The sequence below is a fragment of the Streptomyces sp. NEAU-YJ-81 genome, from assembly GCF_017592595.1.
GTDB lineage: Bacteria > Actinomycetota > Actinomycetes > Streptomycetales > Streptomycetaceae > Streptomyces > Streptomyces hygroscopicus_B.
In genome coordinates this window covers 237,595-258,998 of record NZ_JAGFNO010000012.1, presented here as the reverse complement: position 1 = coordinate 258,998, position 21,404 = coordinate 237,595, and the positions used below count along the sequence as shown (strand labels likewise).

Below are 21,404 nucleotides of genomic sequence, written 5' to 3'. Positions count from 1 at the left end.
GTCAATTCTCCCGCAGCGTACGCGACGGGTGTGACAGGGAGGGGCCGCGCGGGTGGTCGGGGCGGATCAGTGGGCGCCGTGGCCGGTGAGCGAGCGGACCTCCAGCTCGGCGTACTTGTCCTTGTCCGGCTGCTCCTTGGAGACGAGGGTGCCCAGCCAGCCGAGCAGGAAGCCCAGCGGGATGGAGATCAGGCCGGGGTTCTCCAGAGGGAACCAGTGGAAGTCCACGTCCGGGAACATCGAGGTCTCCTTGCCCGAGACGACGGGCGAGAAGAGCACCAGGAAGACCGAGGAGATCAGTCCGCCGTAGATGGACCACAGCGCGCCCTGGGTGGTGAAGCGCTTCCAGAACAGGCTGTAGAGGATGGTCGGGAGGTTGGCGGAGGCGGCGACCGCGAAGGCGAGCGCCACGAGTCCGGCGACGTTGAGATCTCGTGCGAACACCCCGAGGACGACGGCGACGGTGCCGATGCCGACGGTGGCCCAGCGCGCCGCCGAGATCTCCTCCTTCTGCGTCGCCTCGCCCTTACGGATGACATTGGCGTACAGGTCGTGGGCGAAGGAGGACGAGGAGGCGAGGGTGAGTCCGGCGACCACGGCGAGGATCGTCGCGAACGCCACCGCGGAGATCACCGCGAGCAGGATGGCGCCGCCCGTGGAGTCCGGTCCGCCGCCGATCTCCTCGGCGAGCAGCGGGGCCGCGGTGTTGCCGGATTTGTTGGAGGCGATGATGGCGTCGTGGTCGAGCAGGGCGGCGGCGCCGAAGCCCAGCGCGATGGTCATCAGGTAGAAGACGCCGATGATGCCGATGGCCCAGTTGACCGACTTACGGGCGGCCTGGGCGGTGGGCACGGTGTAGAAGCGGATCAGGATGTGCGGCAGTCCCGCGGTGCCCAGGACCAGGGCGATGCCAAGGGAGATGAAGTCGAGCTTGGTGGTGGCGTTGAGCCCGTACTTCAGCCCCGGCTCCAGGAACGACTCTCCGATGCCGCTGTTCTTGGCCGCCTCGCCCAGCAGGTCGGAGATGTTGAAGTTGAACTTCAGCAGCACCAGGAAGGTGATCAGCAGGGTGCCCGCGATCAGCAGCACGGCCTTGACCATCTGCACCCAGGTGGTGCCCTTCATACCGCCGATGGTGACGTAGAGCATCATCACGACGCCCACGAGGACGACGATGAGGATCTTCCCGGCTTCGCTGGTGATGCCCAGCAGCAGGGAGACCAGCACACCGGCGCCCGCCATCTGCGCCAGCAGATAGAAGATCGAGACGACGATGGTGGAGACGCCCGCGGCGGTGCGCACCGGGCGCTGGCGCATCCGGTAGGCGAGGACGTCGCCCATCGTGTAGCGCCCGGAGTTGCGCAGCGGCTCGGCGACCAGCAGCAGGGCGACCAGCCAGGCGACGAGGAACCCGATCGAGTACAGGAAGCCGTCGTAGCCGGAGAGCGCGATGGCGCCGGCGATGCCGAGGAAGGACGCGGCGGACATGTAGTCGCCGGAGATGGCGAGGCCGTTCTGGAAGCCGGAGAACTGGCGGCCGCCGGCGTAGAAGTCGTTGGCGTCCTTGGTCTGCCGGCCCGCCCAGATGGTGATGCCGAGGGTCGCCAGGACGAAGACCGCGAAGAGCGTGATGATCAACGGCCGGTTGTCCGAGGCGCTCTCGGCCGCGAGCAGATGGAAGCTCATGAACGCTCCTCCATACGGGACTTGATCGCCTCGGCGCGGGGGTCGAGCTTGGCGGCGGCGTGCCGGGAGTACCACCAGGCGATGAGGAAGGTCGTCAGGAACTGGGCGAGCCCGAACACCAGGGCCACGTTGACATGGCCGACGACCTTGGCACCCATGAAGTCGCCCGCGTAGTTGGACAGCAGTACGTAGAGCAGGTACCAGCTGACGAACGCGATGGTGAGCGGGAAGGCGAACGAGCGGTGGGCACCGCGCAGTTCGCCGAACTCCGCGCTCGCTTGCACCTCGGCGTAGGAAGAACGGTCTCGTTGCCGCTGATCGTCGGGACGATCATTGGCCGGGGCGGTATCCACGGTCTCTCCTGGTGAGTGGGTCCGACGGGGATGAATACGGCGGCGGAGGTGATCCAGATCACGCATGGTAGGGCGACGCCGACCCGCTACGACAGGGGCCGGTTGATTGAAAGACGGATACAACTTCGGAGGACGGATCGGCTCCGGGTACTGTGGCGGGTTTTCTTCCGGAATGCATTGATGTCCGACCTTGATCAGCGATAGCTTCCTTCGTCATGTACCCGCCCAGACGCCGACGGCGTTCGGGCGGCCCGGACGGATGAAGTGGAGACCCCATGGCTCATCTGAGATCGGCTCCTCCAAGACCCGGACGGCGGGCTTTTGACGGCCCGTCGGCTGCGCACCACCCCATCGCCACTCCCCGCCGCCTCTGCCCCGGTCTCGCGGCGTCCCGGGGCATCGAGGCGGCGTGCGGGATCCGCGCCCCGAGGGCGCGCACATTCGCTTGTGCGGATGACCCCGGCCGTACCGCGGCCGTTGACGCGGCCCGCTGGGCCGCCGCCCGCGCCCGGGGGCTCCACGTCCCCCGAGTGGCGCGCTGAGCGCGCGTCCGCGCCCCCGGTCCGGAACGCTGTCCATCCAGCCCGGTCCGTCCGCCCAGAGCCTCCCCACCCGATCGAGAGAACCGGAGTACCCATGACGCCGCGCCGCACCTCCCTGCCGCTGCGCACCGCCGCGATACCCGCCGCCATGGCGCTCACCACCGCGCTGGCCTTCCTGCCCACCACCGCCACCGCTCTCGGACGGGACGGCCACGCCTCCGCGGCCACCGCGGCCGACGGTCCGTCCCTGAGCTATGTCGTCAACACCCGCCCGGGGCAGGACCCGTCCCGGATCCGCAAGGCCATCGCCCAGGCCGGCGGCACGGTCGTGGTGTCGTACGACCGGATCGGCGTCATCGTCGTCCACTCCGCCAACCCGGACTTCGCCAAGAGCGTCCGTAAGGTCCGCGGCGTCGCCTCCGCCGGTAACACCCGCACCGCCCCGCTGCCCGCCCAGTCCACCGACGACATCGATACGCCGAAGCTGCTGAGCGAGAAGGAGCGGCAGGCGGTGGCGGCGAAGGCCAAGGCCGGGCAGGACCCGCTGGAGCCGCTGCAGTGGGATCTGCCGGCGATCAAGGCGGACAAGGCGCATGAGAAGAGCCTGGGCAGCCGGAATGTCACCGTCGGGGTCATCGACACCGGTGTGGACGACACCCACCCCGACCTGGCGCCGAACTTCGACCGTAAGGCGTCCGTCAACTGTGTGACCGGCAAGCCGGACACCGCCGACGGCGCCTGGCGGCCGACCGCGGAGGAGTCCCCGCACGGCACCCATGTCGCGGGTGAGATCGCCGCCGCGAAGAACGGCATCGGCGTCACCGGCGTGGCCCCGGGCGTCAAGGTCTCCGGTATCAAGGTGTCCACGACGGCCGGGTTCTTCTACACCGAGGCGGTCGTCTGCGGCTTCATCTGGGCCGCCGAGCACGGCGTGGACGTCACCAACAACAGCTATTACACCGACCCGTGGTACTTCAACTGCACCACCGACCCGGACCAGAAGGCCCTGGTCGAGGCGGTGCGCCGGGCCTCGTCGTACGCGGAGCGCAAGGGCGTGGTCAATGTGGCCGCGGCGGGCAACGAGAACTACGACCTGACCTCGGACACCATCACCGACCCCTCCAGCCCCAACGACACCACCCCCGGTGACCGGGAGGTGGACCCGAGTGTCTGCCTGGACATCCCGACCCAGCTGCCGGGTGTCGTCACGGTCGCCTCGACCGGCGCCAAGAACCTCAAGTCCTCGTTCTCCAACTACGGCCTCGGGATCATCGACATCGCGGCCCCCGGCGGCGACAGCACCATCTACCAGAAGCCGGAGCCCCCGGCGACCAGCGGTCTGATCTACAACACGCTGCCGGGCGGGCAGTACGGCTACATGGCGGGCACCTCGATGGCCTCGCCGCATGTCGCCGGTGTCGCGGCGCTCGTCAAGAGCACCCATCCCCACGCCTCCCCCTGGATGGTGAAGGCGCTGCTGAAGGCCGAGGCCGATGACCTCGCCTGCCCGACGCCGTACGACATCGACGGCGACGGCACGGTCGACGCGGTGTGCGAGGGCGGCAAGCGCTACAACGGCTTCTACGGTGCCGGGCTCGCGGACGCCCTGGACGCCGTCGAGAAGTGACCGGCTGACACAATGCACGGGCCGCCGGGGTGGATCAGCCGCCCGGCGGCCCGTACACGTCCCCCATGTAGCGGCGAGAGGACCCCGTTCCCGTGCACCACGACGCCTCCTGGGGACCGCTGCCCCCGCGGTCGGCCTTCTGGCTGCTGATCCGGTTCGTGCTGACCGTGCTGCTTCTGCCGCTGTGGTGGGCGCTGATCGTGGTGATCTTCCTCGGCTTCATCGCCTTCGGGATCGTGGCCGAGATCCTTACGGTCATCCCCGGGTTCGAAACGGGGTTCCTCGGCCTGATCGACAAGTTCGGGGACAGCGTGGCGGTGTGGCCCGCCTGGTGCGTGACGCTCCCGGAGCTGCGGCACGAGGGCGACGCGGCCTTCTACCGGGCCCGGGTCGACAAGCGCATCGCCGCCTGGACCAGCAAGGAGCTGGCCGCCCAGAAGGCGAAGAAGGCCCCGCCGCCGGGCCCGCACGACGTCGTCGTGCGCGAGTACCGCGGGGTGGGCGCGGGCTATGTCATCGAGGCGGCGCGGGCCCGGGGCTGGGAGCTGAGCCATGACCGCCCCTCGGACCCGCTGCGGGTGGTCCGGCTGAGGCGGCTGCCGGTCACGGCCTGACGAGCGCCGGTTGTGGCCCAACGGGCGCCCGTTCCAGTCTGCCGAGCGCCTCTCACGGCCCGACGAGCGCCGGTTCCGGCCCGGGGCGCGGGACCGCGTCGCGCGTCGCTCCCGCCATCAGCAGCCACTGGGCGGCGATATAGGTGGCCATGATCCAGAACTGGGGCACCGGCGGCCGTGGCCAGTCGGCGAGCCCGGCCGCGATCAGAGTGTCGGAGAGCATGAACAGCGCCCCGCCGAGCCCGGTCCACGGGCCCGCCCCGAGCGCGGCCAGCGCCATGACCGTCAGCAGCAGGCTGTAGCCCGCGACGGGAAGCCGCAGATGCGAGGCGAGGCCGGACCACAGCAGCGCCACCGTGCCCAGCCAAGCGGCCCCGTACCCGGCGGCCGCCCAGGGCGCCGTACGAGGCCACCCGGCGCGGGCGAACAGGGCGCCCCGCCCGGCACGGGTGAACAGCGCCAGGTAGCAGAGGTGCCCAGCCGCGAAGCACCCCATTCCGGCCAGGAACGCGGTCTCCCCGCCGATCTGCAGCAGCACATCGCCGCCACAGCCGCACACCAGCGCGGCGGGGAGCGGCCACGGCCCGCCGCGCACCAGGGCCCAGGCGGCGAGGACGGGCATCAGGGCGGGCTTGGTGAGGTGGACGACAGTGGTGGCGTCCATGAGCAGCGCGCCCAGGTGAACGGCGGTCAGCAGCGCGAAGAGGGCGGGCAGGGCCCTCGTCGCGCGCCCGGCGGCGGCCGTCACCGCACGCTCTCGCCGACCGGCTCCCGCGGCCCGGGCTCCGTAGCAGGCCCGGGCTCCGTAGCAGGCCCGGCCTCCGTAGCCGACCCGCCCTCCGGGACCGGCCCGGGCTGCCAGCCCGGCCCCCTGAAGACCCGGCCCGCACGCTCCCGCCAGCCCCGCGCCGCCGCGATGTCGCGGGCGATGGCCGCGTACTCGTGTGTGGCCACGCGCAGCGGGTTGTAGGTGTCGATGTTCTTCGTCAGGCCGTAGACGGGCCGCTCGATCTCGGGGACGAACGACCCGAAGAGCCGGTCCCAGACGATGAGGATGCCCCCGAAGTTGCGGTCCAAGTAGCCGCCTTGGGAGGCGTGGTGGACGCGGTGGTGCGAGGGGGTGTTGAAGACGAACTCGATCGGGCGCGGCAGGGTGCCGATCCGCTCGGTGTGGATCCAGAACTGGTAGACGAGGTTCACCGACGAGCAGAACGCCACCGCCGCGGGGTGCACCCCGAGCGCGATCATCGGCACGTAGAACGGCCACACGGTCCAGGTGGTCCAGGGCTGCCGCAGGGCGGTGGTGAAGTTGAAGTTGCGGCTGGAGTGGTGCACCACATGACACGCCCACAGGATGCGGATGACATGGTGCCCGCGGTGCGACCAGTAGTAGAAGAAGTCCTGGGCGAGCAGCATCAGCGGCAGCGTCCACCACAGCACCGGGACGCGCAGTGGGGTGAGTTCGTAGATGGCGGCGTAGATCGCCACAATCGGGATCTTCCACACCAGGTCGAAGACGAGGCTGCCGAGCCCCATGGTGACGCTGGTCGCGGCGTCCTTCGCCGCGTAGCCCTCGGCATCGTCGTCGGGATGGAAGCGGTAGCTCACCATCTCCACGACGGTGAGCAGGACAAAGGCCGGTATCGACCACAGCACGGCATTGGGCAGGTGCGGCATGTCCGCAACATAGAACCGCCCGTAAGGCCGCCGCTAGGGGTAGTTACCAACAAGTATGGTAGATGCGATGTCAACAACAGGGGTCGCCCAGGAGCGCATGGCCGATTAAGCTCCCCGCCTGTGCGCAGAGCCAGAGAACGGTTCCGGACCGGCGGCATAGCCCTCACCTGCTTGCTGTCGGCGCTCACCACGGGGTGTTCCTCCGGGTCGGGCGACGATGACTCCCCCTCACCCCTGATGGCCGCGGTGGGGCACATCTCGGTCGCGGGCGCGACGGGGGCCCAGGTCTCCTATCTCGACGCCGACCGGGTGCGCTCCCTGGAGAAGGGCGGCTCCCAGCGGTTCCGCACGGTCGGCCGGGCGGGCAGCCCACTGCTGAGCGGCTACCGCTTCAACGCCCATGCCTACGGCCTCGATCCAGCCATGATCGACACCGATGTGACCAATGGCTACGCCGGACACTGGGACGGCTCCTTCGACGCGGACCGCATCACCGCCAAGCTCAAGGCGGGCGGATTCGCCCGGAGCACCTGGCACGGCGAGACCATCTGGAAGAAGGAGGGCATAACCCTCCGGGTCGCCCAGGACGAGCTCTCCTTCGGCTTCGCCGGCAAGGACCTGTCCTCGGTGCGCCCGGCCAAGGGCAAGTCCCTGGCGGACGATCCGGATTACCAGGCCCTGGACCGCTGCCTGGGCGATGCCTACCGCGTCGACTTCGGCGGGAAGAACGCCGAGCACGCCAAGAACACCGTACGCCTGTCGGCCACCGGACAACTGGCGAAGTCCGCGAAGGAGACATCCGGGGTCATCTGCGCCCTCACCGACGGCAAACGGACCGCCGAGCGCGCCGCCGACCGGCTGAAGTCCGTCATCGGGCAGCGGGCCCCGCGCTTCGACGGCGCCAAGGTGACCGTTCTCACCGGGCATTCGCCCGGCGTGAAGGTCACGGTGCCCGACCGCCCGGGGGACAAGCGCGCCGGCCGCATCCTCACCAGCGACATCGATCTGCAACTGGCCCTGTCCAAGCTCTGACCCACCGCCCGGCGCCGACGCCCCGTCAACCCCGGGGCTCCGCCTGCCCTGACCGGCCCGCCGGTCAGGGTTGTCGGCGGCGGCCCGTATCCTCATTGACCATGCTCGAAGACCCCACGACAGCCGCACCGCACCCCGCACCGCCGTCCTCCTGGCCGGCCACCTATCCGCAGGGTTACGCGGTCGTCGACGTGGAGACCACCGGCCTGGCCCGCGACGACCGGATCGTCTCCGCGGCGGTCTATCAGCTCGACGCCCGGGGCGCGGTGCAGGACCACTGGTACACCCTGGTCAATCCGGAGCGCGACCCGGGCCCGGTGTGGATCCACGGCCTCACCGAGGAGGTGCTCGATGGCGCCCCGCGCTTCCCCGAGATCGCCGGGGAGCTCGCCGAGCGCCTGGCCGACCGCGTCCTGGTCGCGCACAACGCCGCCTTCGACTGGTCGATGCTCGCCCGGGAGTACGCCCGCTCCAAGAGCGCCGCGCCCGTGCGGCAGCGGCTGTGCACCATCGCCCTCTCCAAGGAGCTGGGCCTGCCGCTGCCCAACCACAAGCTGGAGACCCTCGCCGCGCACTATGGAGTGGTCCAGCGCCGCGCCCACCACGCCCTGGACGACGCGCGGGTGCTCGCCGAGACCTTCCGGCCCAGCCTCCACCGGGCCGCCGAGACCGGGCTGCGCCTGCCGCTGCTGGCCTGCCAGCCGCTCACCGAGTGGTCCGACGGCCCGGCGATCGGCCGCCAGCGCTCGTACCGGCAGACCTGGCGCCCCAGCCGCAAGCGCCCCGCCTGCCCCTACCCCAACCCCGGGCGGTACGAGCCGGGCGGGCAGCTTGTCCAGGGCATGCGGGTGGCGTTCTCCGGGGACACCTCCGTCGACCGCGAGCTGCTGGAGGACCGGGCGATCGAGGCCGGGCTGCACGTGGCCACCAGCGTCTCCCGGCTCACCAGCGTGCTGGTCACCAACGACCCCGACTCGCCCACGTCCAAGACCGCCAAGGCCCGGTCCTTCGGCACGCCCGTGATCGACGAGGCCGCCTTCATGCAGCTCCTCCAGGACGTCACCCCAGCGCCGCCGACAAACAGGTGAAGTCGGCGCGACGCGCCCGGCCGTCGCTCGCCCGCCACCGCGCGGGCCCGCACGCTGAGGCGCATGGCACGTTGTGAGGTATGCGGAAACGATTACCGGATGACATTCGAGGTGCACGCGCAGGGCGATGTGCACGTCTTCGACTGTTTCCAGTGCGCCATCCACCGCATGGCGCCCATCTGCGAACACTGCCGCGCCCAGATCATCGGGCAGGGCGTGGAGGCGGACGGCCAGTTCTTCTGTTGTGCGCACTGCGCTCGGGCGGAAGGGAAGGTGGGCATCGTCGACCATGTGTGAACCCGGCCACCTGCGTGGATTGTGCCTGGGCCGCCCCCAGCGGCCGAGGGACAATCCACGCCGAGTAGGGTCAAGGACGTGTACCGCTTCCTGTTGACCCGGCAGTGGGTGATCCTCACACTTGTCGCCCTGGCGCTGATCCCGACGATGATCAGGCTGGGCTTCTGGCAGCTGCACCGCCATGAGCACCGGGTCGCGCAGAACCAGCTGATCGGGGACAGCCTCGCCGCCCCTGCCGTGGCCGTCGACAAGCTCACCTCCCCCGGCCGTACGGTGGCCCGCGACGACACCTGGCGCACGGTGACCGCCACCGGCACCTATGACACCGCCCATGAGGTCGTCGTCCGCCAGCGCACCGGCTCCGACGAGCAGTCCATCGGCTACTTCGTCCTCACCCCGCTGCTGCTCACGGACGACCGCGCGGTCCTGGTCAACCGGGGCTGGATCCCGGCCGGTACGGACCTCACCGCGTTCCCCAAGGTCCCCGCCGCCCCCTCCGGCAAGGTCACCGTCACCGGCCGGCTGAAGGCCGACGAGACCACCGGCAACAGCGGCATCAAGGACAAGCAGGGGCTGCCGCCCCGCCAGGTCTCGCTGATCAACAGCGAGCAGCAGGCGAAGGCGCTGGCCCGGCCCGTCCTCGGCGGCTATATCGAGCTCACCTCGTCCTCCCCCAAGGGCGACAAGCAGCCCCAGCCGGTCCCCGCGCCCAACCACAGCGACATCGGCCCGCACATGGCGTACGCCGTCCAGTGGTGGCTGTTCTCCGCCGGTGTGCCCATCGGCTGGGTCGTCCTGGCCCGCCGCGAGCGGCGGGACCGCGCCGCCGAGGCCGCGAAGGCGGCGGCCACCCCGGAGAAGGTCCCCGCCGCGGCCACGGCGGACTGAGCGCCGTCCGGGCCTAGGATCCGCCTTCCGGGGGAAGGCGCCCGGACATGGCCCAGCACATCGACGACTACGCCCTCATCGGTGACCACCAGACGGCGGCTTTGATCAGCCGCCATGGCTCGATCGACTGGCTGTGCCTGCCCAGCTTCGACTCAGCGGCCTGTTTCGCCGCGCTCCTCGGCGGCCGTGACAACGGCCACTGGCGGCTCGCCCCCAAGGGCGCGGGCGCCTGCACCCGCCGCGGCTACCTCGATGACTCCCTCGTCCTGGAGTCGGTCTGGGAGACGGAGACCGGCACGGTCAAGGTCATCGACTTCATGCCGCAGCGCGATCGCGCCCCCGACGTCGTCCGTATCGTCGAGGGCGTCTCCGGCAGCGTCGAGATGCTCGGAGTCCTCCGGCTGCGCTTCGACTACGGCCGGATCGTCCCCTGGATGCGCCGCACCGACGGCCACCGGATCGCGGTCGCCGGGCCGGACTCCGTATGGCTGCGCTCGGAGCCCGAGGTCCACACCTACGGCAAGGACTTCAGCACCCGCTCCGAGTTCACCGTCTCGGCCGGGGACCGGGTGGCCTTCGTGCTCACCTGGCACCCCTCCCACGAGCCCCGCCCCCGGCTCATCGACCCGTACGACTCCCTCCGCTCCAGCCTGGCGGACTGGCGCGACTGGGCCGCCCGCTGCCGCTACGAGGGCCCGCACCGGGACGCCGTCATCCGCTCCCTGATCACCCTCAAGGCGCTCACCTACGCCCCGAGCGGCGGCATCGTCGCGGCCCCCACCACCTCGCTGCCCGAACGGCTCGGCGGGGTCCGCAACTGGGACTACCGCTACTGCTGGCTGCGCGACTCCACCCTCACCCTGAACGCCCTCCTCCGCGCCGGCTACCACGAGGAGGCCGCCGCCTGGCGCGACTGGCTGCTGCGCGCGATCGCCGGTGACCCGGCCGAACTGCAGATCATGTACGGCCTCAGAGGCGAGCGCCGGCTCCACGAGCATGAGCTGCCCTGGCTGGAGGGATACGAGCGCTCCACCCCCGTCCGGGTCGGCAACGGCGCGGTCGACCAGCGCCAGCTCGACGTCTACGGCGAGGTGCTCGACACCCTCCACCTCGCCCGCGCCTCCGGGCTGCCCGCCGAACCGCACGCCTGGAAGATCCAGACCGCGCTCATGGACTTCCTGGAGTCCGCCTGGCGCGACCCCGACGAGGGGCTGTGGGAGATCCGCGGGCCACGCCGCCACTTCGTCCACTCCAAGGTCATGGCCTGGGTGGCCGCCGACCGCGCCGTCCGCACCCTGGCGGCCGCCCCCGAGCTGAGCGGCGACGCGAACCGCTGGCGCGCCATGCGGGACGCCGTCCACCGCGAGGTCTGCGAAAAGGGCTACGACCCCGAGCGGTCCACCTTCACCCAGTCCTACGGCTCCGCCGAGCTGGACGCCGCGACCCTGCTCATCCCCCGCGTCGGCTTCCTCCCGGCCACCGACCCCCGCGTCATCGGCACCATCGACGCGGTCCGCCGCGAGCTCAGCGAGGACGGCCTGATCCGCCGCTACACCGCCGCCGACGGTGTGGACGGCCTCCCCGGCTCCGAGGGCGCCTTTCTCGCCTGCTCCTTCTGGCTCGCCGACGCCCTCCACCTGGCCGGCCGCCACAAGGACGCCGGCGCGCTCTTCGAACGCCTCCTCGCGCTCCGCAACGACGTCGGACTGCTCGCCGAGGAGTACGATCCGGCGACCGGCCGACAGCTCGGCAACTTCCCCCAGGCGTTCAGCCATATCGGCCTCGTGGGGACCGCCCTCACCCTCGCGGAGCGGCCCAGGGCAGACTGACTCCATGGATCTTGGACTCAAAGACCGGGTGTACATCGTCACCGGAGCCACCCGCGGGCTGGGCCTCGCCGCCGCCCGTGAGCTGATCGCCGACGGTGCGAAGGCCGTCATCACCGGCCGCGACGCCGATACGGCGGCCGCCGTCGCCGCCGACCTCGGCCCGAACGCCGTCGGCGTCGCCGCCGACAACGCCCACCCCGAGACCGCGGCCCGGCTCATCGCCACCGCCCGCGAGCGCTTCGGCGGCTTCGACGGCGTCCTCATCAGCGTCGGCGGCCCGCCGGCCGGGCTGACGGCCGACATCACCGACGCCCAGTGGCAGGCCTCCTTCGACTCCGTCTTCCTCGGCGCCGTCCGCTTCGCCCGTACGGCCGCCGAGCAGCTCCCCTCCGGCGGCGTGATCGGCTTCGTCCTCTCCGGCTCCGTCCGCGAGCCGATCCCCGGCCTCACCGTCTCCAACGGCCTGCGACCCGGTCTCGCCGGTTTCGCCAAGTCCCTCTCCCTCGAGGTCGGCCCCCGCGGCATCCGCGTCGTGGGCCTCCTCCCGGCCCGCATCGACACCGACCGCGTCCGCGAACTCGACGCCCTCTCCGGCGACGCGGAGGCCTCGCGGGAGCGGAACGCGGCGGCGATTCCGCTGCGGCGGTATGGGACGCCCGAGGAATTCGGCAAGGCCGCCGCGTTTCTGCTCTCGCCTGCGGCGTCATATCTCACCGGGCTGATGCTTCCGGTGGATGGCGGGGCCCTGCACAACTTCTGAGGGGGCGGCAACCCGCGCAACACCAATGTGCGGCTCCCCCGCGCGGGGTGGGCCCCTCGACCCCGCCGGGGTCCGCCCAGGACCTGGACCCGGCCGCACACCGAGTGCGGACCGTGGACGCCTCCGGCGGACAGCCCCCCACCCCGCCCCTTCCCGAAGGAGGGGGCTCCGCCCCGGACCCCGCTCCTCAAACGCCGGAGGGGCTGAATTCACGGCCCCCGGGCCGAACGGGCGCCCCGTGCCACCGAGGCGCGGTCGCCGACGAGACGGGAGGGGGCGGGGTCGCAGGGGTGGGGTCCTGGACGCTTACGTGTATTTGTGGCGCCAATCTCCGACCAACTCCACGTCCCCGGTCAATGGCGCCGTAAATATACGGTCCAGGGCCCCGCCCCGGAGGCCCCGCACCCGGCACCCACCACACACCCCACCGCGCACCCCAGCAACCACCACCCCACCCGCGCCCCGCGCCCCGCAGACCTACCGCGCCCGCTCCGCCCCGTGCCGGGCCACCCTCAGGCGCACCTCCGCCGGGAGTTGTTCCAGGCCCGCCGAGCTCCGTGCGCGCTCCAGGGCCTCCGCCCGCAGCGCGTCCAGTGTCAACGTCGGTTCGGCGCGCGGCTCCAGCACCAGACCCATCCGCGCCTCCGGCGTGGTCCGTCGGCCTCGCAGCAGGACGTGGGCCCGCTCCACGCCGTCCAGCGACTCCGCGTCCGCCAGGAGCGCCGCCTCCAGGGCCCGCCCCCGTAGCAGGGCGCCCTCGCCGTCGCCCGTCTCCACCAGCACCTCCTGCAGCCGACGCCGCCGCATCTGAACCAGGAACCAGCACAGCGCGAGCACGAAGAGCACCGCCAGCGCCGCGATGACGGCCGGCCACCACCATCCGGCATCCCGCCACCGCGTCCGATCCGCCCGGCTCAGCAGCACATCACTCCGCCCGTCGAACGGCGGCCACCCGGCCAGTACCACCGCGCCCACCCCGGCCAGCACCAGACCCACGACCCCCAGCAGCACCCGGTTGACGACCCTCAGCATGGCGCGCTCACCCCTTCGACTTCGCCGACCGCCGGACACGGACGGACAGGGCGGGCCGCCGGGCCAGGCCCAGTTGCCGGATGCCCTCGTGGAGGGCGGCGTCCAGATCCGCCCGTACCTCGTCGAGATCACGGAAGTGGGCCAGCGCCCGGGCCCTGACCCGCCGACGCCCGACATCTACGCGGGCGGACCGCACACCGGGCACCTCCATCGCCCGGTCCCGCAGCACCAGACCCGCCGAGGTCCGGTCGATCCCCGCCCGTACGACGACCCCGGCCCCGACCCGGGTCCCGGCGCCCGCCTCCACACCCTTCCCCGGCCCCGCCTCCGCCTCAGTCCCCGGCCCCGCCTCCGCCTCAGTCCCCGTCTCCGGCGGACACATCGGGAGCAGCCCACGCAGCCCCGGCGCCAACGCGAGGACCACCATCCACACTCCCAGCGCGGCCAACGCCGCCGCCCCGCCCATGATCCACGCGTCGTCCAGCGGCCGTGAGGCAAGTTCATCGGCGAGCCATTCCCGCCATCGCATGGCGGGCCGACCCGAGCGCACGGCCGCCACGTCGTACAGCAGCAGCCCGCTGATGGCGGCGATGACCAGGGCGACGATCCCGGCCGGTACCCGCCGCACGGACCAGAAGCGCCTCGTACGCACGGGCGGATCCCCGTCCCGGGCACCCGTGCCCGCTCTCCCGCCGTACGCCGACGCCGAGGTGGACTGACGCATCTTCTGGTCCGCGTTCATCGCACCCTGTCCCTCCCCCGACGCACCCTCCGCTCCGGGTGCTCCCACTGCGGCACATGCAGTCGTTCGACCGTCACCACGACCTCGGGCACCTGCATGCCCGTCAACTCGCCTACCCGTTCGATCACATGACGACGCACCGCACCACAGTGCGCGCCGATGTCCGAGGGATAGCCCAGCTCGACGGCGACCCGGACGCGCGCGACGTCCCCGCGCACCACGGCGACCGCGTGCGGCCGCGCGGCGGCGGCATCGGTAAGTCCAACGTCGGCGGTATCCACGACGTCCGCTACATCCGCCATATCCGCAGCGGCAGCCGCGTCCATGGCATCCGCGGCGCCGGCCCCGTCCGCCCGCAGCGCCTCCCGTGCCGCCTGCGAGGCGATCTTCGCGACGACCCGGTCCGCGATCCGCGTCGCGCCCCGCTCACTCGGCTCGACCACGGCGCGTCCTTACTGTCGTCATGGCCCCAACTGCCGCCACGGCCCTTGCCGTCGTCACGGCCCCTGCCGTCGTCATCGCGCCTGTCGTCGTCGAAGTGTTCACCGTGGCCGTCCGTCATCACGGCCACGGGAACGGAAGAAGTCGCCCGGTTCCAGATCACCGTCCAGGAACCGGCCGACGATAAACCCGACGGCGCCCAACGCCGCCACCAGCAGAAAGGCCCCGAAACCACCGAAGTATCCGGCGAAAGCCAGCGCCATCCCCGCGATCATCCCGACCACGGCCATGCTCATCGTGTGCTCCCCTGCTGGAGCCAACCGGAACCGCTGCCGGCCTACTGGAGCCGCGGCTCCGGCGATTCCTCTTCCTCGTCCGGCAACTTCACATCGCTGACCGCGATATTGACCTCGACCACTTCGAGGCCGGTCATCCGCTCGACCGCCGCGATCACGTTCTCCCGCACGGCCCGTGCGACATCGGCGATGGAGACGCCGTAGTCCACCACGATCTCCAGGTCGAGGGCCGTCTGTACCTCTCCCACCTCCGCCTTCACCCCACGGGCGACCGACCGGTTGCCGGGCACCCGGTCCCGTACGACTCCGAAGGTTCGCGCGAGACCGCCACCCATCGCATGGACGCCGACCACATCGCGGGCCGCCATACCCGCGATCTTCTCGACGACGCCATCGGCGATGGTGGTGCGCCCCCGCGAGCCGGGATCGCCTCCGCCGCGCCGGGGCCGGTCGGTGGCGGCCGGGGCGATGCCGCCCCTGGCGCCCAGGGTCCTCGGAGTGCCTGCGGCGGGCTCTGTGGCGGGGTTCTCGGGTCGGTTCCGTGGTGCGGTCTCGGACATCACCGATCGTCCCTTCCGAGGCGAAGAGCGGTCGAAGAGGTTTCCGCTCGCTCTACCGCCAACCTTAAAGGGGCCTTCCCCGAACCGCCTCGGAGATGCGGCACTCGCGCGATGGATACGGCAGGCTGTAAGCACACGGCAGGCTGAGACCAGTAGGGCTCGGTCCCGTCCGGCGCCAAGGGGTGACACGGTGGTCACAGACCGGCTCGCGCAGACCGTAAGGGAGCAGCTTCGGCTCGGACGGCTGCTGCCCCTGGGCGAGCGGGAGGACGGCTCCTGGATCACCGAACACGCGGCGGGCGAGGTGCTCCGGCGGGCCGCCGACCAGGTCCCCGACGCACGCCTGGGAGCGCTTCGGATCGCGCCCGCCGACCCCGACACCGACGCGACGCCCGCGGTACCGCCCCCGCCGAGCGCACTGCCGCCGGGAGCGCTGCGCATCGCGGCGGAGTGCGGGGCGACGCTGGAGGAACCGCTTCCGGTGACGGCGGACCGACTGCGCGACGTACTCCTCGACGCGGCGACGGACCGGCTGGGGCTCCTGGTGGAGGCGGTGGACGTACGGGTGACGGACGTGCTGGACGAACTCCCGGCCCCGCCCTCGGCTCCGGTGGCCCCGCGACCCCACCAAAACCAACCCCCATCACGGCCGACGTGGGTCGAACGCCCCGACCCGGACCCCGCCGCCGCGGCCGCCGCTCGCGCCGCCGCATCCGTGCCCGGCGTCGCCCGGCTCGCGTCGGTGCTGGGATCACCCCGGCCCGTGCGGATCGAGGGCGCGCACATCCGGATCGAGCTGGCCGTGGCGGCGGATCACCGCGCCGTGGAGGTGGCGCGGGCGGTGCGAACGGCGGTGGCACAGGCCGCCCCGGCCCCGGCCCCCGGAGACCAGCCGCCCACGGTGGCCGTCCTGGTCACCGCCGTGGACCCCTGACCACAGCCCTGGTCGGACCTGGCCGGTCAACCGTCGCCGCCAGTCAGTCCAGACCGATCAACCCTCGGCGCTGTACTTCCGCAGCCCCTCGACCGTGCGCTCCAGCTCCGCGACCCGGTCGGCCAACTGCTCGGTCCGCGCCTCGAGCCGGCAGTTCTTGCGGTGCATCTCCAGGAACACATTGACCTTCGTCCGCAGCAGCCAGGGGTCGAAGGGTTTGGTGAGGAAGTCGGCGGCGCCGATCGCATAGCCCCGGTAGGCGTAGTCGGAGTCGGCGTCGGTCCCGGTCAGCAGGATGATCGGGACGTCCTTGGTCTGGTCGAGCCGCTTGATGTTGGCGGCGGTCTCGAAGCCGTCCATGCCCGGCATCAGCACATCGAGCAGAACGACGGCGAAGTCCTGCCGCAGCATCGCCTTCAGCGCCTCCTCGCCGGAGCGGGCGCGGACGAGCTGCTGATCGAGCGGGCCGAGGACGGCCTCCAGCGCGATCAGGTTCTCTTCCATGTCGTCGACGATGAGGATTCCGGCCTTCTCGCATGCGGTCGTCATCACTCCCCCTGTCTCGGCCTCGGCGGACCGGTCTCGTCGGGCACGCTCCCGTCCTGGCCGACGCCCTCACCGTCATCCGCACGGCCGTCCTCGACCCCGTCTCCATCGCCGTCCTCGACACCGCCCGGCACACCGAGCGACGCCTCGTCGAAGGCGTCAGCACCAGACGCAACGGCGTCACCACCAACCGCAGCAGGGTCACCACCTGACGCGGCAGCGTCACCGCCCCCGCTCCCCGCCTCCCCCACCGGATCGAGCAGCTCGATGATCGCCGACATCAGCCGGTCGACGTCCACGGGCTTGGGGACATAGCCGTTCGCGCCGCTGTCGATGGCCTTCTCCCGGTCGCCGGGCATGACCTTCGCGGTCAGGGCGAGGATCGGCACATCGGCCAGCCGGGGTGTGCTTCGGATGGCCCGGATCGTCTCGTACCCGTCCATCTCGGGCATCATCACGTCCATCAGGACCAGCGAGACGTCGGGGTTGCGATGGAGTACCTCCAGCCCCTCGCGGCCGTTCTCCGCGTACTTCACCGTCATGCCGACCCGGCCCAGCACATGCGTGAGCGCGAAGACGTTCCGTATGTCGTCGTCGACGATCAGGATGCGGCGGCCGTCCAGCACCCGGCCGGGGCGTCCGCGCTGCCACTCCTTGAGCTGGGTGGCCCCCGGCCAGCCGTCATCGTGGTCCCCGGCCTCGTCTCCGTCCCCGGTCTCGGCCCCGCCGCTCAGGGCCCGGGCGGCGACCAGGCTGTCCGCCTCGCCGAAGACTCCGCTGGGGGCGTGGTCGGTGGTGTCCGGCAGCGTCTCGTCCGGGGCGGGGGCCGCCGCCGGGACGGTGGAGCCGGTGGCCCTGGGGTCCGAGGGGTCGGGCACCGGGGCGACGCCGCTGTAGTGCACGGGGACGTAGAGGGTGAAGCGGGAGCCGACGCCCAGTTCGCTCTCGGCCACGATCCGGCCGCCGAGCATTCCGGCGATCTCCCGGCTGATGGACAGGCCGAGGCCGGTGCCGCCGTACTTGCGGCTGGTCGTGCCGTCGGACTGCTGGAACGCCTCGAAGATCACCGGCAGCTTCTCCGGCGGGATGCCGATACCGGTGTCGGTGACGGCGAAGGCGATCACGGCGTCCGCGGACCGCAGCGCCTCCTCCTCGAACTGCGCTCCCGGGGTGCGCTCGACGCGCAGCGTCACCCCGCCCGAGGAGGTGAACTTCAGGGCGTTGGAGAGCAGATTGCGCAGAATCTGCTGGAGCCGCTGCTCATCGGAGAACATCTCGCGCGGTACGTCCTCGCCGACGGCGATCTCGAACGACAGCCCCCGGTCGACGGCGAGCGGCCGGAACGTGGCGTTCACATAGTCCAGGATCTTGACCAGCGGCAGCTTCTTCGGACGGACGTCCATCCGGCCCGCCTCGATCTTCGACAGATCCAGGACATCGTTGATCAGTTGGAGCAGATCGGAGCCGGAGCGGTGGATGGTGGCGGCGAACTGCACTTCCTGGGGGGACAGCCGCCCTTCGGGGTTGTCGGCGAGCAGCCGGGCCAGGATGAGCAGCGAGTTCAGCGGGGTGCGCAGCTCATGCGACATATTGGCGAGGAACTCGGACTTGTACTGGGAGGCGGTCGCCAGCAGCGCGGCCTTCTCCTCCATCTCCGCGTTGGAGCGCTGCAGCTCGTTCGAGCGCTGGCGCAGCTCGGTGGTGAGCCGCTGGGACTCGGAGAGCAGCGACTCGGTGCGGGCGTTGGCGATGATGGTGTTGATCGAGACGCCGATGGTGTTCACGAACTGGTCGATGAAGGCCAGGTGGACCTCGCTGAACCGGCTGAACGAGGCCAGTTCGATCACTCCGAGCACCTGGTCCTCGTAGAGGATCGGCAGGATGACCACGCTGGCCGGGAGCGCGGAGCCCAGCCCGGAGTTGATGGCGAGGTAGTCGGGCGGGACGTCGTTGATGAGGATCCGCTTCTTCCCCACCGCCGCCTGGGCGACCAGCCCGCGGCCCGGTGGGCCGGTCCGCGGGGTCTGGCCGTCGCCCCCGACCGCGTCCTGATCGGTGCCGTATCCGGCGATGAGCTCGAGCCCCTCACCGGGCTTGGCACCGGCCGCGCTGAGGAAGAACGCCCCGAACTGCGCGTTGACCAGCGGGGTCAGCTCGCTCAGGATCAGATCGGCGACCTCGACCAGATCGCGGTGGCCCTGCATCAGGGAGGCGATACGGGCCAGGTTGGACTCCAGCCAGTCCTTGGCACGGGTGGTCTCGCGGAGGTTGGCGACCATCAGATTGACGTTGTTCTTCAGCGCGGCGACCTCGCCCTGTGCCTCGACCGAGATGGACCCGGACATATCACCCTGGGCGACGGCGGAGGCGACCTCGGCGATCGCGCGCACCTGGGTGGTCAGGTTGAGGGCGAGCTCATTGACGCCGGTGGTCAGCCGCTTCCAGGTGCCGTAGACGCCCTCGACCCGGGCCTGGCCGCCCAGGCGGCCCTCGCTGCCGACCTCACGGGCCACCCGGGTCACCTCGTCGGAGAACGAGGAGAGCGTGTCGACCATGGTGTTGATGGTGGTCTTCAGCTCGAGGATCTCGCCGCGCGCGTCCACGTCGATCTTCTTGCTCAGATCGCCCTCCGCCACGGCGGTGGCGACCTGCGCGATGTTGCGGACCTGCGAGGTCAGGTTGGACGCCATGAAGTTGACGTTGTCCGTAAGGTCCTTCCAGACCCCGGAGACGCCCGGCACTCCGGCCCGGCCGCCAAGCTGGCCCTCGGTGCCGACGTCGCGGGCCACCCGGGTCACCTCGTCGGCGAACGAGCGGAGCTGCTGGACCATGGTGTTCACGGTCTCCTTGAGCTCCAGGATCTCGCCCCGGGCATCGACCGTGATCTTCTTCGAGAGATCGCCGTTGGCGACCGCCGTGGTGACCTGGGCGATATTGCGGACCTGGGAGGTCAGGTTCAGGGCCATGGAGTTGACGTTCTCCGTAAGGTCCTTCCAGACCCCGGACACGTCGCGGACCTGGGCCTGGCCGCCGAGGTTGCCCTCGGTGCCCACCTCGCGGGCCACGCGCGTCACCTCGTCGGCGAAGGACGACAGCCGGTCCACCATGGTGTTGATCGTCGACTTCAGCTCCAGGATCTCGCCCTTCGCCTCCACCGTGATCGTCTTGCTCAGATCGCCCTCCGCCACGGAGGTGGCCACCTGGGCGATATTGCGGACCTGAGAGGTCAGGTTGTCGGCCATGAAGTTGACGTTCTCCGTAAGGTCCTTCCAGACCCCGGAGACGCCGCGCACCTGGGCCCGGCCGCCCAGCTCACCCTCAGTGCCCACCTCCCGCGCCACCCGCGTCACCTCGTCGGCGAAGGCGGAGAGCTGGTCGACCATGGTGTTGATCGTCGACTTGAGCTGCAGGATCTCGCCCCTCGCATCCACGGTGATCTTCTGAGAGAGATCGCCGGTGGCGACCGCCGTGGTGACCTGGGCGATGTTGCGGACCTGCGAGGTCAGGTTGGACGCCATGAAGTTGACGCTGTCCGTAAGGTCCTTCCAGACCCCGGACACGCCCCTGACCTGGGCCCGGCCGCCCAGCTCACCCTCGGTGCCCACCTCCCGCGCCACCCGCGTCACCTCGTCGGCGAACGCCCCGAGCTGGTCGACCATGGTGTTCACGGTGAGCTTGAGTTCCAGCAGCTCACCGGTGGCCTCGACGGTCACCTGGCGGGTGAGGTCACCGCGGGCGACCGCGGTGGTCACCTCGGCGATGTCGCGGACCTGCGCGGTCAGCCGGGAGGCCATGGTGTTGACGGCCTCCGTCACCATGCGCCAGTCGCCGGAGAGTCCCTGCACCTTGGCGCGGCCACCCAGCCGGCCCTCGGTGCCGACCTCGCGGGCGATCCGGGTCAGCTCGCCGGTGAACAGCGACAGCTGGTCCACCGTGCGGTTCACCCCGCGCCCCAGCCGCCGCAGATCGCCGCGGAGCTGGCGGTTGCCGTCGTGCAGATCCACCCGCTGGGTCAGGTCGCCCGACGCGATCGCGTCAAGCACCCGCGTGGCATTGGACACCGGGCCGACCAGGGCGTCCAACAGGTGATTGGCCGCATCCACGCTGGTCGTCCAGGCCCCCAGACCGGGGCTCGCGGTGATCCGCTCGTCCAGCCTGCCCTGGCGCACCACCTCTCGGCGCACCCTCTGCAGTTCCCCGGCCAGATGCGCGTTGCGCAGCACGAGCTGGTTGAAGACCCCGGCCATCTCGCCGACCACACCCTCGGCCGAGGGGTCCGCACGGACGGTGAAGTCACCGTCGCACAGTGCGTTCATCGCCGCGAGCAGGGAACGCAGCTCGGACGTGGTCTCCGCATCGCACGCCGGGCCGGACGGCCCAGCGGAATCCGCACTGTCCGCGGGTCGCGCCGGGGAAGTGTCGGTGGTGATCGGGTCGAGTGCCATGGCGTCGTCCCTTAA

General features: G+C 71.0%; 20 protein-coding genes. 9 read left to right on the top strand and 11 right to left on the bottom strand.

The genetic code is table 11. From position 1 onward, the window contains the following. Positions 1-66 precede the first annotated feature (66 nt). Positions 67-1,686 carry a cation acetate symporter gene (locus tag J5X86_RS25810; protein ID WP_208519095.1) on the bottom strand — a complete coding sequence of 540 codons (1,620 nt, stop codon included), beginning with the start codon at positions 1,684-1,686 and terminating at the stop codon, positions 67-69. Next, positions 1,683-2,039 carry a DUF485 domain-containing protein gene (locus J5X86_RS25805; RefSeq protein WP_208519094.1) on the bottom strand — a complete coding sequence of 119 codons (357 nt, stop codon included), beginning with the start codon at positions 2,037-2,039 and terminating at the stop codon, positions 1,683-1,685. The genes J5X86_RS25810 and J5X86_RS25805 overlap by 4 nt, the downstream gene beginning before the upstream one ends. Before the next feature lie 636 nt (positions 2,040-2,675). Between J5X86_RS25805 and J5X86_RS25800 the strand changes: the two genes are divergently transcribed. Both J5X86_RS25800 and J5X86_RS25795 read left to right on the top strand, forming a co-directional pair. Beyond that, positions 2,676-4,208 (top strand): S8 family serine peptidase, encoded by a 1,533-nt coding sequence (locus J5X86_RS25800; protein ID WP_119986805.1) that lies wholly within the window; start codon positions 2,676-2,678, stop codon positions 4,206-4,208. 92 nt (positions 4,209-4,300) lie between these two features. Then, positions 4,301-4,822, top strand: coding sequence for a hypothetical protein (locus tag J5X86_RS25795; RefSeq protein WP_208519093.1), 522 nt, complete (start codon positions 4,301-4,303; stop codon positions 4,820-4,822). Positions 4,823-4,874: 52 nt separating this feature from the next. Here the strand turns inward: J5X86_RS25795 and J5X86_RS25790 are convergent, their stop codons facing one another. Beyond that, positions 4,875-5,570, bottom strand: coding sequence for a lysoplasmalogenase (locus tag J5X86_RS25790; protein WP_208519092.1), 696 nt, complete (start codon positions 5,568-5,570; stop codon positions 4,875-4,877). Further along, positions 5,567-6,499 carry a sterol desaturase family protein gene (locus J5X86_RS25785; protein WP_208519091.1) on the bottom strand — a complete coding sequence of 311 codons (933 nt, stop codon included), beginning with the start codon at positions 6,497-6,499 and terminating at the stop codon, positions 5,567-5,569. Before J5X86_RS25785 ends, J5X86_RS25790 begins: the two co-directional genes overlap by 4 nt. A 120-nt stretch (positions 6,500-6,619) precedes the next feature. Here J5X86_RS25785 and J5X86_RS25780 point away from each other — a divergent pair, with 120 nt between their 5' ends. The 6 genes from J5X86_RS25780 (at position 6,620) to J5X86_RS25755 (ending at position 12,393) form a co-directional block, all read left to right on the top strand. Next, entirely contained in the window at positions 6,620-7,531 is a 912-nt protein-coding gene (locus J5X86_RS25780) for a hypothetical protein (protein WP_208519090.1), read from the top strand. 101 nt (positions 7,532-7,632) lie between these two features. Further along, the gene (locus J5X86_RS25775) at positions 7,633-8,619 is read left to right on the top strand and encodes a DEDDh family exonuclease (RefSeq protein ID WP_208519089.1); all 987 of its coding nucleotides are present in this window, start codon (positions 7,633-7,635) and stop codon (positions 8,617-8,619) included. A gap of 63 nt (positions 8,620-8,682) precedes the next feature. Next, on the top strand, positions 8,683-8,916 hold the full coding sequence (locus J5X86_RS25770; protein ID WP_078640728.1) for a hypothetical protein: 234 nt from the start codon (positions 8,683-8,685) through the stop codon (positions 8,914-8,916). 78 nt (positions 8,917-8,994) lie between these two features. Further along, entirely contained in the window at positions 8,995-9,804 is an 810-nt protein-coding gene (locus J5X86_RS25765; RefSeq protein ID WP_208519088.1) for an SURF1 family protein, read from the top strand. A gap of 47 nt (positions 9,805-9,851) precedes the next feature. Next, positions 9,852-11,633, top strand: a complete 1,782-nt coding sequence (locus J5X86_RS25760) for a glycoside hydrolase family 15 protein (RefSeq protein ID WP_208519087.1) — start codon at positions 9,852-9,854, stop codon at positions 11,631-11,633. Positions 11,634-11,637: 4 nt separating this feature from the next. Then, positions 11,638-12,393 carry an SDR family oxidoreductase gene (locus J5X86_RS25755; RefSeq protein ID WP_208519086.1) on the top strand — a complete coding sequence of 252 codons (756 nt, stop codon included), beginning with the start codon at positions 11,638-11,640 and terminating at the stop codon, positions 12,391-12,393. Positions 12,394-12,870: 477 nt separating this feature from the next. Here the strand turns inward: J5X86_RS25755 and amaP are convergent, their stop codons facing one another. The 5 genes from amaP to J5X86_RS25730 all read right to left on the bottom strand — a co-directional run bounded on the left by amaP (position 12,871) and on the right by J5X86_RS25730 (position 15,464). Beyond that, positions 12,871-13,425, bottom strand: a complete 555-nt coding sequence (gene amaP / locus J5X86_RS25750; RefSeq protein WP_208519085.1) for an alkaline shock response membrane anchor protein AmaP — start codon at positions 13,423-13,425, stop codon at positions 12,871-12,873. A 7-nt stretch (positions 13,426-13,432) separates the two neighbouring features. After that, complete coding sequence (locus J5X86_RS25745; protein ID WP_243981337.1) at positions 13,433-14,167, bottom strand: DUF6286 domain-containing protein; 735 nt, start codon at positions 14,165-14,167, stop codon at positions 13,433-13,435. After that, positions 14,164-14,610: a hypothetical protein gene (locus J5X86_RS25740; RefSeq protein WP_308124714.1), complete on the bottom strand. Its 447-nt coding sequence runs from the start codon at positions 14,608-14,610 to the stop codon at positions 14,164-14,166. Before J5X86_RS25740 ends, J5X86_RS25745 begins: the two co-directional genes overlap by 4 nt. 99 nt (positions 14,611-14,709) lie before the next feature. Then, positions 14,710-14,904: a hypothetical protein gene (locus tag J5X86_RS25735; RefSeq protein ID WP_078640735.1), complete on the bottom strand. Its 195-nt coding sequence runs from the start codon at positions 14,902-14,904 to the stop codon at positions 14,710-14,712. A gap of 41 nt (positions 14,905-14,945) precedes the next feature. Next, positions 14,946-15,464: an Asp23/Gls24 family envelope stress response protein gene (locus tag J5X86_RS25730; protein ID WP_093460822.1), complete on the bottom strand. Its 519-nt coding sequence runs from the start codon at positions 15,462-15,464 to the stop codon at positions 14,946-14,948. Between the two features lie 190 nt (positions 15,465-15,654). Between J5X86_RS25730 and J5X86_RS25725 the strand changes: the two genes are divergently transcribed. Beyond that, on the top strand, positions 15,655-16,398 hold the full coding sequence (locus J5X86_RS25725; RefSeq protein WP_208519084.1) for a nucleopolyhedrovirus P10 family protein: 744 nt from the start codon (positions 15,655-15,657) through the stop codon (positions 16,396-16,398). A 57-nt stretch (positions 16,399-16,455) separates the two neighbouring features. Here the strand turns inward: J5X86_RS25725 and J5X86_RS25720 are convergent, their stop codons facing one another. Beyond that, on the bottom strand, positions 16,456-16,947 hold the full coding sequence (locus tag J5X86_RS25720) for a two-component system response regulator (protein ID WP_078640738.1): 492 nt from the start codon (positions 16,945-16,947) through the stop codon (positions 16,456-16,458). Next, positions 16,947-21,389, bottom strand: a complete 4,443-nt coding sequence (locus J5X86_RS25715) for a HAMP domain-containing protein (protein ID WP_208519083.1) — start codon at positions 21,387-21,389, stop codon at positions 16,947-16,949. The genes J5X86_RS25720 and J5X86_RS25715 overlap by 1 nt, the downstream gene beginning before the upstream one ends. Positions 21,390-21,404: the final 15 nt, after the last annotated feature.